Consider the following 15,107-nt stretch of genomic DNA (forward strand, 5'->3'; position numbering starts at 1 on the left):
TATCTTTTATATTAAAATCATCTCAATTTTTATATAAATATTAATCTAACCTTTATAGTTTTATAAATTAAACAGGTTTAGCATAACCATCTTCTATTATAACTTGACCAATATTTTTAAGATGGATGGTAACAATAGCTCAATAACTCCAGTAATAATCAATGAAAATATTATTGATACCAAAAACGAAGTAGAAATCAAACTTTCTGCTTTTTTATGCTCTTTTGCCCCCAATTGCTTGCGAAAGTAAAATAGATATACCATTTGTAGCCCCAATAGCTATAGATGTCAGAGTTAAAATAATTGGCGTGGAAGTTGTAAGTACTGCCATAGCAGTCTCTCCTAATAAATTACCAATCCATATACTATCTACTAGATTGTATGCCATGTTTAAAAACATAGCTACTATTAATGGCAAAGACATCTTATTAGACATTTCTTTGTGTCCTCTGTGATAAAATCCATTTTTGTACTCATGTGTCCTTCTTTTTATGAATGAATTTCATTCATTAATTAATTTTAAAAAATACCTGAGATTTAAACAGGTTTGAGTTAAAAATTTACAAAATTATAAAGTATCATATGTTTTATTTTTTATGTATTTTTTTATGTTTTATGTTTTATTTTATGTAATTTTCTTTATATGTTTTTCTCTATGTGTTTTTCTTTTATACTTTCTTATTTTATGCTGGTCACAATATATGAAGTATGATTCACGCTCTTCCACACAATGTTTCTAAAATCTACAGCTAACAATTTACATATTTCTTTTTCTGAGTACATTTTTACATCTCCATCTTTATTGTACTTCATAAAAATATTCATTATATGTCTAAATAAAAATGGTTGCCAGCAGTCACAAATTATTAGGGTTCCTTCTGGCTTTAATACCCTACATACCTCTGACAATACCTTATCTGGTTTAGGATAATGATGAAAAGAATCATTACAATATACAACATCAAAAAATTCATTTTCAAATGGCAAATACTCTGAATCTCCTAAAACTAAGGTAGCATTCCCTTTTAGTTTATTTTTTGCTATATTTAGCATATTCTCAGAAATATCAATTCCATAAGCCTTTTTCCTACAATCTTCATTTAAAATAGCTTGCAATACTGCTCCTGTCCCACACCCTAAATCTAAAATAGTATCATATGAAATATCTGAAAGTGTTTTAAGTAAAACTGGATAAAGATTTCTTGCATGTTGTCCCTTTATATCTTGGTCATAGGTATCTGCTTGATTATTAAATGTTTTTCTTGATTTTTCTTTTATATTTGTCATATCTAAACTCCTCCTTTCTTGTATTGTTCACAGTATATCATGGGTAATTCTTTATGTCAATGAATGATATTCATTCACTACTAATGTTAATATAACTATATTAAGTTCTCTATAGTTATATTAACATTCAATTTATACTATGTGTATTATGATTAAGTTATATTATGCATACGATTCTTAAATTATACTATGTGTATTATGTTTAAGTTCCATCATTCACATTTTTCTTAAATTATGCTATATATATTATTTTTATTTGGTCAATTTGACCTTTTAATATTTTTTCTTTCTTCTAACTTTTATAAAATAATACTAAAATAAAGTATCATAATAATTACTCATACTTATCATACATTTTGCTGTTTTATCGTGACCTTTTATCCTGTCTCTGTAAATTTCACAATTAATACCTTGCCCTAACTAGCTCCTACCTTTAAAAATTTACTTTTAGAACCTATCAATTTTATTCTTTAATTTTCTCTTTACTTTAAAGATAAATCGGTCACAATACTGTTCGTTTTTTACCAACAGCTCATATGCATCCATAATCCCAATGGATTGTACGAAACCAAAAATACCAACTGCCAATCCCAAAAATACAAGTAAATGATATTCTGCCCATTCAATGTACCCTCTAACTGTTACTGCGATAATAAGAATACCAACCACAAACAAAAATGTACTTGGGATAGCAACTAACTTATATTTTTTCTTGATTGAAATATATTCCTTTGATAATTCTTTCAAAAACTCATAATCAAATAACAGTGGCTCTTTTCTCAAGATTTTATAATCTTCTTGTTCTGCAAACATTCCAAGTATAACAGCACCAATACCTAAAGCAACACAAACTGCAATTCCCAAAATACGCCAACTTGTATGAGTTGGAAACATTACATAAGGAATACCTGCTAATGCCCAAAACAAAAAACCTAACCCCAAATATTTGCATTCTCTTTTCTCATTGATGAGATAACCCCTTGCCACTTCCTTGCTTACATAATATCCCTTTTCATTTGCTCCTTTTATTGATTTCTCATCTTTTAATAAAAAATCAGTTGATACTTCAAAAATATTTGATAGTAGTAAAAGTTTTTCTGTTTCTGGAAATCCCTGATTGTTTTCCCACTTACTAACCGCCTGTCTTGTTGTTCCAACTTGTTCTGCAAGTGCTTCCTGTGATAATCCTTTTTCTTTTCTTAACTTAAATAATTTTTCACCAAAATTCATATATTATTACCTCCTGTGATTTGATATTCAAATATTATCAAACTATACTGTTAAATTCTATATTTTAAGAAATGCACATTGTCAACTTTAAGTTGCACTCATGTAATTTGTTGCTAAAACATGATTTTGTAATAATTTTGCCTCTCTTTTTGTATTATAGCATCAATGGAAATCTAAATCCTTTCCTTTATATTTTGAAAGTAATATTTATCAAAATATGATTTTATTAAGTGTATAACCATTTGATTAACAATAGGTTTTTTGCAAACTATTCTCTAATATACTGTTTTATAGTAATAGAAAAGCACATCTTTTCAGACGTGCTTTCTGCAACACTTTATCTACTTTATCATAATTCTTTATTTTATATATAACACTTTATCTTCTCATTAGCATCTAGAATTTATATTCTAAATACAGCATATCCACACATTGAGATTCCCCTTCAAAAATTGGCTCTGGATAATTATCTATAAAAAAGTTTTTAATCTTATGTGAATAAACAAATCCAAATTTCTCATAAAATGGGATTCCACTTTCAGCTGTACCCACAACCATTGATGAATACTGTTCACTATAAACATCTAAAATATGATTTATCATCTTTGATGCATAACCCCTATTTTGAAAATGCTCATATGTAGCAATATTTTTTAATTCACAGGTTTCTTTAGAAATTTCAATTACAACTGCTATACAAGTAAGTTCATCATTATCATATAAAGCATACATAATGCCTTTATCAAGATACTTATCAATCATTACCTCATATGGGTCAGCTCGCAACAAAAGGTCAATATGACCTTTTTTATTTTCATCTATAGTTTTTATTTCTATCATATATATCCCCCCTTCCTTTTAACATATATTTCCTTTATGTATTTAATACACTTCACTATCCTTTACATATTTGATACACTTAACTAAATGATAATACAATTGAAACATTGAATAATTATTACTATCTAATTTCATTGTATTTATTGTTTTTTAGTTTTTACTTTTTACTTTTTGCTATTTAATTTATAATCGAATAAATTTTTAGAAGAATAAATAGTAATTGCAACTTATAGCTTAAAAAAACTTTAATTGCATATCTGATTTCTTATACGCTTCTATAATATCTTTCATCTCTGTCAAAATACCATAACGAGCACATTCTTTTTTTAGCACTTGTTCACATCTCTTTCCATTCAAGCTAGGACATACATAATTTAAGCCATACGTTTTTTGATACTGAAATACTAGTTTTGGTGATATATTCTTTAAATGCTTATAAAAAAATTCTCTCTGACCATTACGCATTGTCATTCCATACATACAATAGATAAACTTTGCATTAGCCTTATGTGCTTTTTCAACAATTGCTCTTATTTCATTCTCATTGTCAGTCAAAAATGGTATCAAAGGTGTCAATAATATACCACAAAATATTCCAGCATCATTGAGCTGTTTTACTGCTTCAAATCGTTCAGAACTTAGACTCACATTAGGCTCGATTTTCTTTGCTAACTCATCATTTGCAGTGGTTATAGTAACTTTGACAATAGTAGAATTGTTTCTTGTTATTTCCTTCAAAATTGGTATATCTCTAACTACCAAACTACTTTTTGTATCAATAGATACTCCAAAATGATTTTCTGAAATTAAATTCAAGGCTTGTTGAGTAATGCAAAGGTCTTTTTCAAAAGGATTGTATGTGTCAGACATAGCTCCAATACCAACAACTCCTTTTTTTCTCTTTGAACGTAGCTCCTTTTTTAGAGTTTCTATCACATTTTCCTTATATCTCACTTGGTCAAAATTTTCTATGTTGTATACTGTGCTACGACTGTCACAATAAATACAACCATGAGGACAACCACGATAGAGATTCATATTATAATCAATCCCAAACCATCTTGAGTTGTCAAATTTAACTTTCTGTAAAATTTGTTTTGCTGGTATGCTTTTAATCATTATCTTATCCCTAATTCCATCATATAATTTTTTGTTATCCATTGGGATATCTTGTAATCAATACAAATCCTACTCTTTTCAAGAAAATACTATTACACTTTGTCCATCTTGTTATAAGTGGCTGTACATAAGGAGTATTTTCAAATAAGCTTTGGCAGGATAAGTCGTAAATATCCAATGAATAAAATTCAGATGACCATTTTCTAATTTGTTTCTTAATTGCTTGTAGTAGGTCATCAATCATTTTAGTCAAAATCCTAGCTTCATAATATCCATTTTACCACAATGAGATTGCTAATTCATGATGACCTTTATATTACTTTGCAATCTCTCTTAGATGAGTGAGGTTAACCTCTTTCACTGTCAACATCTAGAATAGCCTTTAGAGAATTCACCCATGTTTCTAATGTTTGAGCTAATACCAATTGCTGGTCTAAAATAGCCTTACCTGTTTCTGGTACATTCGATTTTGTGTTTATATTTTCCTCTATATACGACTTCAATACTTGTATATTTTCTTCAATACTATTAAGACACAACTTTTGCTTTTCTGGTGTAAGACTGTATAAATTTACTATTACAGCATTGAAATCCAGAAAAATATTTACTGGCTTTGAAGCTGTATCAAACATTAAGTCTAAAAAATGTTTTTCACCCAATTCTGTTAAAGAGTAAATTGCTTTTTCTGGCATTCTCCCCTCTCTTACAATTGTGCTTTGGATATAACCTTTTTCTTCTAGTTGAATTACCTTCTTATAAATTGATGGTGTACTGATTTTAACCCAACGTGATATATTTCTATATTCCACCACTTTTTGAATATCATAAGCACTCTGAGGCTGTTGCTTTACTATACCCAGTACAATTAAATCTATTGTTGCCATAAAAATTCTCCTCTCGTTTTCTCTCTATTGACAAACACTATAATTTATAGTAGCATTTTCTTTATTACTATAATTTATAGTAATATATTTTAGAGCTAATGTCAATAGAAAGGGAGTGTTTAGCATGAAAGAAAGCAACAAAAAAATTGAATTATTAGGGTCTGCCCCAATACCAAAAGCCTTGTTATCTATGGGATTACCTACTATGATAGGTATGATGATAACTGCATTGTACAATTTGGTAGATGCATACTTTGTAGGTGGTCTTGGAACAAGTCAAATGGGTGCTATATCCGTTGCATTTCCACTAGGTCAGATTATTGTGGGATTAGGATTATTATTTGGAAATGGAGCTGCTTCCTACATTGCCAGACTCCTAGGTCATGGAGATAAGGAAAAAGCAGGCAAAGTTGCTAGTACAGCTATTTACAGCAGTATAATAGTTGGTATATTATTTATTATTGTCATTATGATTCTTCTCAATCCTGTTTTAAAATTATTAGGAGCTACAAAAAGTATTATGCCTTATGCAATGTCTTATGCTAGTATCTATGTCGTATCATCTATTTTTAATGTATTTAATGTCACTATGACTAATATTGTCACAAGTGAAGGAGCTGCTAAAACAACCATGTGCGCTATGCTATTAGGTGCATTGCTTAATATAGTTTTAGACCCAATATTCATTTATACCTTTGGCATGGGTGTAAAAGGTGCTTCCATTGCAACTGCTCTTTCTCAGATGATTTCAACACTTGTTTATATCAGGTACATTTTTAGCAAGAAAAGTATGTTTAGTTTTAGAATTAAAGAATGTTGTTTTTCAAATGAAATCATGTCAGAAATTTTAAAGATTGGTGTACCTACTTTAATATTCCAGTTATTGACTAGTCTCGCTATTACATTAACTAATATGGAAGCTACAAAATATGGTGACTCTGTGATAGCTGGAATGGGTGCAGTAACACGAATAATGTCTTTGGGAAGTCTTATCGTATTTGGGTTTATAAAAGGCTTCCAACCAATTGCTGGTTATAATTTTGGCTCAAAGAACTATGATAGATTACACCAAGCAATAAAAACATCTATAGCATGGACTACTCTATTTTGTGTAGTACTTGGTCTTGTAATGGTGTTTTTTCCCACAGCTATAATTTCACAATTTACAAGTGGTGATGTGTTATTAATTGAAAATGGTAGTAAGGCTCTTAGAGCAAATGGATTTTCATTTATGTTATTTGGTTTTTATACAGTATATTCTACATTATTCCTTGCACTAGGAAAAGCAAAGGAAGGTGGGTTACTGGGTATGTGTAGACAAGGTATATGTTTTATTCCTATAATCTTGATTTTTCCTATATTTTGGGGATTAAATGGTATTTTATATGCACAACCAATGGCTGATTTTGCTGCTGCAATAATCGCAGGTTTTATGGCAATAAAACTACATAAAGAGCTTCATACTTTAAAAATAAATTCTATTTCTTCTAAGTAAATATACTTCAAGATATTTCCTAGTTATACAAATCTAATATATATATTAGTTATACAAATCTACCATCAGAAAAGATATAAAATTATTTCATGCATTTTGTAGGCTCAAAGAATTGTATGATAAATTCTTTATCAAACAGCTCTTTCAGCTTACAAGATATGTATATTATAATTCATTAATTTACATGCTTAATATGACTTAATCTACTTACAAATAGGCAATAATATATATTAACATATATTTTCTACACAAATCATACTATTAATATACAATTGAATAATCCTTTTTCACAAACTACTTGTTATTTTATCTATTCACTTGTATTATTGGATTATAATTATTTTAGGAAAGGAATCACTATATGCTTTCACAAAACGATATTGATATACTTACACAAAGTTTATCTTTTTGGGATAAACTCACTGACTCACAAAAAAGCTTATTAATCTCTTCAGCCAATATATCCCACTTTAAAAAAGGAAACTCAATTCATTGTGGTGATAGTGATTGTATTGGTATTTTGATTATAAAGTCTGGAACAATACGTACATACATACTTTCAGATGAAGGGCGTGAGGTGACACTTTTCCGTCTTGATAATGGTGATGTATGTATCTTATCAGCATCATGCATTCTAAACACAATAACTTTTGATGTATATGTGGATGCTGAGACAGATTGCGATATTATACAAATTAGTTCTTCTGTTTTCTCAAAATTGTCTACAGAAAATATTCACGCAGAATTGTTCTCATATAAGCTGGCCACTGAACGTTTTTCTGATGTTATGTGGGCAATGCAACAAATCCTTTTTATGAGTTTTGATAAGCGTTTGGCATCTTTTTTAGTTGATGAAATAACTAAAAACAATAATACTACTATAAATATGACTCATGAGCAAATTGCTAAGTATATGGGAAGTGCTAGAGAAGTTGTGTCTAGAATGTTGAAATATTTTGCTAGAGAAGGTCTTGTGTCTCTATCTCGTGGTGGTGTAAAAGTATTGGATAAAGATAGACTTCGTTCTTTAACATTATAAGGAGATGTTTCAAAATAAGAATTTGAATCATCTCCTTTTTATCTCTTTCTTCAACTTCTTCTTTAAAATTTCCACTTTTATTCATAATGTAAGTACCCTTTTTTATTCTATCGATTCTTCATTAATTTAATCTTATTCTCCATATAATTGCCTTCCACTTTTATAAATACTCATAAATTTAATTTGAACTTTTATTTGCTAATAAAATAGCTTAGTTTTACTTCTATTAGTAATATGAAATAAGTAGTAATATGAAATAAGTTTAAATTTTTTTTAAAGTTTACTCTTATGATTAGTATAACTTACCTGCGACTTTACCTGAAACTTCTCTATCCATTTCATCAAGAATATAAGAATATATATCTTTTATTGTTATGTTAACAATTCAAACACTATATTTCAATCGGAAATATTGCATTTCAAATTGAAATATTATATTTCTATTTGAAATATAATATAAAGAAATATAATGTTATTTTATCAAACTAGAAAAAAATATTTTAATAAAATTGTATCAAAGTAATTTGATTAACAGTTAAATTACAATAAATCACATAAAAAAACAAATAAAATATTATTAATCTAAAAAGTTGGCATATTTCGTGCTTTTATAATTTAGTATAAATCTAAAATTAAATAAGGAGAAGAAAATGAATAAAAAACAGTTGATGAAATTCTTACTTGTTGCAGCTATACCAATAATTATATGGAATTTACCTGCACCACAAGGATTAAAAAAAGAAACTTGGGATATTGTTGCTTTATATCTAGGTTTACTAGCAGGTCTTATTATTAAACCATTTAAAGAACCAATCATTACTTTAATCATTGTAGGTGTAGCACTTATGTTTATGGATGAGTCAATACTACTTCATGGATATTCAGATAAGATGACTTGGTTTTTAGTTGTTGTAACTATTGTCTGTACAGCTTTTGTAAAGACAGGATTAGGAAAACGTATGGCATACAACCTTTTGCTAAGAGCAGGAGATTCTACCTTAGGACTTGGATACCTAATGATGATAAGTGATTTAATACTTAGCCCTGCTACAGGTTCAAATTCATCTAGAACAACTATTATATACCCTATATTTAGAAATATAGCAGAAGGTGCAGGTTCTAAACCTGATGATGAACCTAAAAAATTAGGTGCATATTTAACAGTATTAACATATGTAGTATCTCAAGGAACAGCAGCATTATTTTTGACAGGTATGGCAACCAATGCGATAACAGTTTCTTTGGCAGCAAGTATGTTAGGTGTTAACTTAACTTGGGGAACTTGGTTTATGGCATCAATCGTACCAGCAGGTTTATTCTTACTAGTAGCACCACTTATAGTATATAAGATATACAAACCAGGTTTAACTCATTTAACAGATATTAAACCACAGATAAGAAAAGATTTGGAATCATTAGGTACTATTACAAAACATGAAAAGATACTAGTTGTATTCTTTATTCTTGCAATTCTTGGATGGATGTTTGGCGAAAAAATACCTTTTATAAACTTAAATATGCAGGTAGTAGGATTTGTATTCTTAGCATTAGTCCTTATAGCAGGCATTTTAGATTGGGATGATGTTATTGGTGCTAAAGGAGCATGGAATATATTTATATGGTATGGTGCATTTTATGGTATTGCTGGCTCATTAGCTGATGCAGGTTTTTACACTTGGTTAGCTGATAAATTAGGTACAGTATTAAATCTATCAGATGTAAATGGATTATTAGTTACAATAGTACTATTGTTAGTGAGTTTGGCAGTTAGATACTTCTTTGTATCAAACAGTGCATTTGTAGCATCTTTTTATCCTGTACTATTTGCAATAGTTTTATCTACTAAGGCAAATCCGATGGTAGTTACATTATTACTAGCATTCTTTGCAAGTTATGGAGCTTTATTGACTCATTATGGAAATGGAGCTGGTCTTATAGCCTTTGCATCAGGATATGTATCTCAAAAAGATTTCTGGAAAGTAGGCACTATCATGGTAATGGTTGCATTAGCAATATTCTTAGTAATAGGCTTACCTTACTGGAAAATAATTGGATTATGGTAAGTACACATTAAATTTATATATTGGAGATGAATAATTATGCTAGATTTACTTATTGTAAATGGACACGTAATAGACCCTAAAAATAATGTAAATGGCAATAAAACAATTGCTATATACAATGGAAAAGTAACTGAATATAAACATGGTGATAAGGCAAAACACACAATAGATGCAAGAGGTAAATTTGTTTTTCCAGGGCTGATTGATGCACATGCTCATATGTTTGCAGATGGAACTGAAATTGGTATATATCCAGATAGCACATATCTTCCAACAGGCGTTACTAGTGCAATTGATTGTTCAGCAGGAGTAGCAAACTACCAACTCTTTAAATCTTCAATTGTGGCTAGAAGTAAAGTAAATATAAAAAGTTTCTTACAAGTTTGTTCAGCGGGATTAGTAACTACTAGCTATCATGAATGTATTGACCCAAAGTATTTCAATCATGAAAAAATAGAACGAATATACAATGAAAATAAAGATAATATATTAGGTCTAAAAATAAGATTAAGTGAAAATTTAGTAGAAGGTCTAGGAATAGAGCCATTAAAGGAGACTATTAAAATAGCTGAAAAAATAGGATGCCCTGTTGAGGTGCATTGTACAAATTTACCAGTTCCTACAGAGGATGTGTTAAATATCTTAAGACCAGGAGATATATTTGAACATGTATATCAAGGTGTTCAAAACACTATCCTCGACTCAAATGGCAATTTATACGAATGTGTAAAGAAAGCAAGAGAAAGAGGAATCATATTTGATACAGGAGAAGGTAGAAAACATGGTGATTTTGAAGTCATGCAAAAAGCAAAAGAACAAGGATTTATAGCTGATATTTGTAGTACAGATTTGGTATTGGAAAGCATGTTTAGAAGACCTATATTCTCTCTACCAAATCTTATGTCTAGATACATATGTATGGGAATAAGTCTATATGATGTTGTAAAAATGACAACACAAAATCCAGCTAAACTTATGAAAATGGAAAATCAGATAGGATGTCTATCAGAAGGTGCAAATGCAGATGTAGCAATATTTGACATTATGGATGTTAAACAAACTTATACAGATTGGAAAGGTAGTAAATTCGAGGCAGATAAATTATTAAAAACAGAAATGACAATTAAAAATGGATTTATAGTATATTGTGCCCCAGATTACATATATGAAAATTAATTAGGAGGAAAAAAATGGGTTGGAAAATATTATTACCACAAGAAATAATGCAAGAGGGAAGAGATTACTTAGAAAGTAGAGGACATGAACTGATAACTGGTTCAGGCATGGAGACTAAAGATATAATAAATGATATAAAAGGTATTGATGCAATTATAGTTAGGTTATCTAAAATAACAAGAGAGGTATTTGAAGCTGCTGATAACTTAAAAGTAATAGTACGTCATGGAGCAGGATTTGATACTGTAGATTTAGATGCAGCAAAAGAATTTGGTGTTCAAGTATTGTATTGTCCAGTAGCAAATAGTACTTCTGTTGCAGAAGTAACACTAATGTATATGTTATACTGCTCTAGAAATTATACAAAAGTAAGAAAAAGTTTTATAGATGACTATTATAAAGCTAAGCTGAGAACTCCTAAATGTGAGCTTGATGGAAAAACTGTAGGAATTATTGGATGTGGAAACATAGGTTCAAGAGTTGCTAAGATGTGTATGGATGGATTCAATATGAAAGTGGTTGCATATGACCCATATAAACCATCTAAAGACTTCCCACAAGGTGTAGAAGTAACTAGAGATATAAGCAAAATATATAAAGAAAGTGATTTTGTTTCTGTTCACTGTCCAACAACTTCTGTCACTAAACATTTTATAGGAAAAGAACAGTTTAGTATGATGAAAGAAACAGCATTTTTTATAAATGCAGCAAGAGGAAGTGTTGTAGATGAACAAGCTTTATATGAAGCATGTAGAGATAATATTATAGCAGGTGCTGGCTTAGATGTATTACAACAAGAGCCAGTAGATTCTAAAAACCCTATATTGTATTTAGATAATGTTGTGGTATCTCCTCATATAGGAGCAGCAACTAAAGAAGCTACTAATAGAGCCTCTTTACACTCTGCAATTGGAGTTAATGAGGTATTTGAAGGTAAAAACCCTACTTGGCCAGTAAAATCAATAGATTGGGACAATGCAACGATATACAATGATTAGTAAACAATAAACACTTATTAGGAGGAACTTAAAATGACAATAGGAAATAGAGTATATTTAAAAAGAGATTTACCAGATAAAGAACTTGTAAAAAGATTTAGTGTATTACCAGCAGCTAATGTAGGAGATTGTATGTATAGGTCAAGTGCATTAAGTTCAGAAATAAAGTTAATGTCTTCACCAAAAAACAAAATGTGTGGAGTTGCGTTAACAGTAAAATCAAGACCAGGAGATAATTTAATGCTTCATCAAGCTCTTAATATAGCTCAAGAAGGCGATGTAATAATACTATCTAATAATGGAGATAGAACACAAGCCATCATGGGAGAAATCATGTACAAATATCTTGCAGATTTCAAAAAAGTATCAGGAATTGTAATAGATGGTCCAATAAGAGATATTGATGTTATATCAAAGTCTAGTTGTCCAATATATGCTACAGGAACTACTCCAGGTGGCCCATATAAAGAAGGTCCTGGTGAAGTGAATGTACCTATATCTATAGGAGGAATTGCTGTTAATCCAGGAGATATAATATTAGGAGACAAAGATGGTGTAATCGTAATCCCTAAAAATGATGCAGTAGACCTTATTGATAAAGCAGAAGCAAATGCTAAACAAGACCATGCTAAAGTGGTAAAGGCTTCTGAAGGAACTGCAAATAGAGAATGGGTAAATGAGACATTAGAAAAAAAAGGTGTACAAATTATAGATGATGTTTACAGAGTTTAGTAATAAATGACTTCTACTCTATGTATATAAAATATTTATATATAAAAATTTTAAAATAACAGGTGCTGTTACATAACGATTCTAAATTGTTATGTAACAGCCTCTTTTATTTTATTCAATAAATATTTAATCTGAAAGTTGATACTTTTTAAGTTTACGCCAAAGAGTAGTAGTACTGATACCCAACTGACTTGCAGTAACAGATTTTACTCCATTATTTTTCTCTAACGTCTCAAGAATTAATTTTTTTTCATAATCTACGATTTTATTCTCTTCCAAAATAGGAGAATAATCTATTGTAGTAGTTAAACTTATATCCTTTCGAAAATGTGGCTCAGAAGTTAAAATTTCAGAAACTAAGTACTCATCTATAAAATTATCATCACACATAACTACTAGTCTTTCTACTATATTTTTTAATTGTCTTATATTACCAGGAAAGTCATATCTACTTAAAATTTTAAGTGCAGAATCAGATATTGACACTGGTTTGTTATAATGAGATATAATAGCATATGTAAGTTGTTCGATATCTTCTTTTCGCTCTCTAAGAGGAGGTAAATCTAACTTCAACACACAAAGTCTGTAAAATAAATCTTCTCTAAAATTATTATTATCAATCTGCTCCACTAAGTCTTTATTAGTAGCTGTTATAACTCTTACATTAATAGGTACAACTTTAGTATCCCCTATTCTAGTGACTTCCCTCTCCTGTAATACTCGAAGTAGTTTGACTTGAACATCTTTAGAAATTTCTCCAATTTCATCTAAAAATATAGTCCCATTATGTGCCAATTCAAAGACACCTGCTTTCCCTTCATTTCTAGCACCTGTAAAAGCTCCCTTTACATATCCGAATAATTCACTTTCAAGTATATTTTCAGGTATAGCTGCACAGTTTATAGCCACAAAAGGTCCATTAAATCTATTGCTATAGTTATGAATACTTTGAGCAAATATTTCTTTTCCAGTACCAGATTCACCCGTAATTATGATTGTAGAATTAGATTTAGCAAATTTCTTAGCCATGTTTACCGAGTGCATTAATGCATCACTTGAACCCAATATATCGTTAAAATTGTTCTTTGCACAATGAGATTTTGAAATTAAACTCTCTCTTATTTCTTTTTCTGTTGATTGAATATTTTCGATATCTTGTATGGTTGCAACACATCCAAAATGCAAACTATCAATTATAATTGGGAAACAATCAAATGTAAGGGAAGAACCTTTAAAATTAATTATATTGTTACATAGAGAGTGCCCATTTTTTAGTGAATCTGAAATATCACCAGAAGTTAAATAATCTTTTATAAATTTATCAACTTGGTTAAATAGTAACCTTTTTGCTTGATTATTTATAAAAAGTGGTGAGTGATTTTTATCAATGGCAATTATACCACTATGTGTACATTCTAGAATTTCTTCTGTAATAGAGTTATTTATTCTCTTTTCAATTCCTATGTTATATAGATGAATTGCTTCATTGATAGACGCATGAATAGAAGACTTTTCAACTTCAGTCTCTATACAGAGTTTATTGTATTTAGAGGTGATTTCTTTTGTTGTTTTACCACCTATGAAAATCTCAGTGCCATTATCAATTAATTCTTTTATTGTATCTTCAAATTCAGAAAGAGAATTTAACTTAGGTATTTCTAAATCAAAATTGGAGATTTCTTTAAATCGTTTAGCAGTTTTATATGATGATTCTAAACCTATAAATCCTATTTTTGAAGAATACTTAAGTGCTTTTTTATATGAATAAAATATATCTTCGTATTTGTATCCAACATCCACTATAGGAATTGAGACATGTTTACGCAATAAATCAACATTTTGTCCACGAGTAATTATTACTTTAGTGCCTAAGTTAATTATGTTATCTGCTAGTTCTATAGTTTCTTTACCTGTAGCAATGTATGATGGAATTTTTATATGTAATTCTTCAAGTACTTCATATACAGTATCTGAAAATAACTTAGAGGGAGCAATGACTACTATCTCATTTTTCATATCATAAAACCTCCTTTTGTTAGTCTATTTTTTATATTATTTTTTCACACAAAATAATGTCTTCAGAGTGACACTCAATTTTCTACTCACAGGATTTTAAAAATATTCACCTCAGAATTACTTTACTATTTACTTTTGCAGTAATTTTCTCAATTGAAATTGTTTTTCTTTCAAAATCTACATTCTCCCATGACGGACGTAATATTTTGGATGTTCTCATACCCAGAC

Annotated in this window: 14 protein-coding genes; 6 read left to right on the forward strand and 8 right to left on the reverse strand. The window is 29.5% G+C overall.

Features of this window, described 5'->3' with window-relative positions; translation table 11 throughout:
- Nucleotides 1-214 precede the first annotated feature (214 nt).
- From IR151_RS20380 to IR151_RS05555, 7 genes are all read right to left on the reverse strand, one after another.
- Entirely contained in the window at nucleotides 215-436 is a 222-nt protein-coding gene (locus tag IR151_RS20380; protein ID WP_413927120.1) for an MATE family efflux transporter, read from the reverse strand.
- 242 nt (nucleotides 437-678) lie between these two features.
- On the reverse strand, nucleotides 679-1,287 hold the full coding sequence (locus IR151_RS05530; RefSeq protein ID WP_227433519.1) for a class I SAM-dependent methyltransferase: 609 nt from the start codon (nucleotides 1,285-1,287) through the stop codon (nucleotides 679-681).
- Nucleotides 1,288-1,734: 447 nt separating this feature from the next.
- Nucleotides 1,735-2,517: a helix-turn-helix domain-containing protein gene (locus tag IR151_RS05535; protein WP_227433520.1), complete on the reverse strand. Its 783-nt coding sequence runs from the start codon at nucleotides 2,515-2,517 to the stop codon at nucleotides 1,735-1,737.
- A gap of 396 nt (nucleotides 2,518-2,913) precedes the next feature.
- Nucleotides 2,914-3,357: a GNAT family N-acetyltransferase gene (locus tag IR151_RS05540; protein WP_227433521.1), complete on the reverse strand. Its 444-nt coding sequence runs from the start codon at nucleotides 3,355-3,357 to the stop codon at nucleotides 2,914-2,916.
- Between the two features lie 234 nt (nucleotides 3,358-3,591).
- A complete protein-coding gene (locus IR151_RS05545; RefSeq protein ID WP_413927304.1) occupies nucleotides 3,592-4,518 on the reverse strand; it encodes an SPL family radical SAM protein in 927 nt (308 codons plus the stop codon).
- Nucleotides 4,511-4,720 (reverse strand): DNA alkylation repair protein, encoded by a 210-nt coding sequence (locus IR151_RS05550; RefSeq protein WP_227433522.1) that lies wholly within the window; start codon nucleotides 4,718-4,720, stop codon nucleotides 4,511-4,513. Before IR151_RS05550 ends, IR151_RS05545 begins: the two co-directional genes overlap by 8 nt.
- A 103-nt stretch (nucleotides 4,721-4,823) precedes the next feature.
- Nucleotides 4,824-5,360 carry a PadR family transcriptional regulator gene (locus IR151_RS05555; RefSeq protein WP_227433523.1) on the reverse strand — a complete coding sequence of 179 codons (537 nt, stop codon included), beginning with the start codon at nucleotides 5,358-5,360 and terminating at the stop codon, nucleotides 4,824-4,826.
- 124 nt (nucleotides 5,361-5,484) lie between these two features.
- Between IR151_RS05555 and IR151_RS05560 the strand changes: the two genes are divergently transcribed.
- The 6 genes from IR151_RS05560 to IR151_RS05585 all read left to right on the forward strand — a co-directional run bounded on the left by IR151_RS05560 (nucleotide 5,485) and on the right by IR151_RS05585 (nucleotide 12,863).
- A complete protein-coding gene (locus tag IR151_RS05560) occupies nucleotides 5,485-6,855 on the forward strand; it encodes an MATE family efflux transporter (protein WP_227433524.1) in 1,371 nt (456 codons plus the stop codon).
- 361 nt (nucleotides 6,856-7,216) lie between these two features.
- Nucleotides 7,217-7,894, forward strand: coding sequence for a Crp/Fnr family transcriptional regulator (locus IR151_RS05565; protein ID WP_227433525.1), 678 nt, complete (start codon nucleotides 7,217-7,219; stop codon nucleotides 7,892-7,894).
- 650 nt (nucleotides 7,895-8,544) lie between these two features.
- On the forward strand, nucleotides 8,545-9,957 hold the full coding sequence (locus tag IR151_RS05570; protein WP_227433526.1) for a DASS family sodium-coupled anion symporter: 1,413 nt from the start codon (nucleotides 8,545-8,547) through the stop codon (nucleotides 9,955-9,957).
- A 36-nt stretch (nucleotides 9,958-9,993) separates the two neighbouring features.
- Nucleotides 9,994-11,133: an amidohydrolase family protein gene (locus tag IR151_RS05575; protein WP_227433527.1), complete on the forward strand. Its 1,140-nt coding sequence runs from the start codon at nucleotides 9,994-9,996 to the stop codon at nucleotides 11,131-11,133.
- A 14-nt stretch (nucleotides 11,134-11,147) separates the two neighbouring features.
- Nucleotides 11,148-12,131, forward strand: coding sequence for a hydroxyacid dehydrogenase (locus IR151_RS05580; RefSeq protein ID WP_227433528.1), 984 nt, complete (start codon nucleotides 11,148-11,150; stop codon nucleotides 12,129-12,131).
- 33 nt (nucleotides 12,132-12,164) lie between these two features.
- Nucleotides 12,165-12,863 (forward strand): RraA family protein, encoded by a 699-nt coding sequence (locus tag IR151_RS05585; RefSeq protein ID WP_227433529.1) that lies wholly within the window; start codon nucleotides 12,165-12,167, stop codon nucleotides 12,861-12,863.
- A gap of 126 nt (nucleotides 12,864-12,989) precedes the next feature.
- Here the strand turns inward: IR151_RS05585 and IR151_RS05590 are convergent, their stop codons facing one another.
- The gene (locus IR151_RS05590) at nucleotides 12,990-14,879 is read right to left on the reverse strand and encodes a sigma 54-interacting transcriptional regulator (protein ID WP_227433530.1); all 1,890 of its coding nucleotides are present in this window, start codon (nucleotides 14,877-14,879) and stop codon (nucleotides 12,990-12,992) included.
- Between the last annotated feature and the right edge of the window lie 228 nt (nucleotides 14,880-15,107).

The sequence above is a fragment of the Clostridioides sp. ES-S-0006-03 genome (assembly GCF_020662275.1).
Taxonomy (GTDB): domain Bacteria; phylum Bacillota; class Clostridia; order Peptostreptococcales; family Peptostreptococcaceae; genus Clostridioides.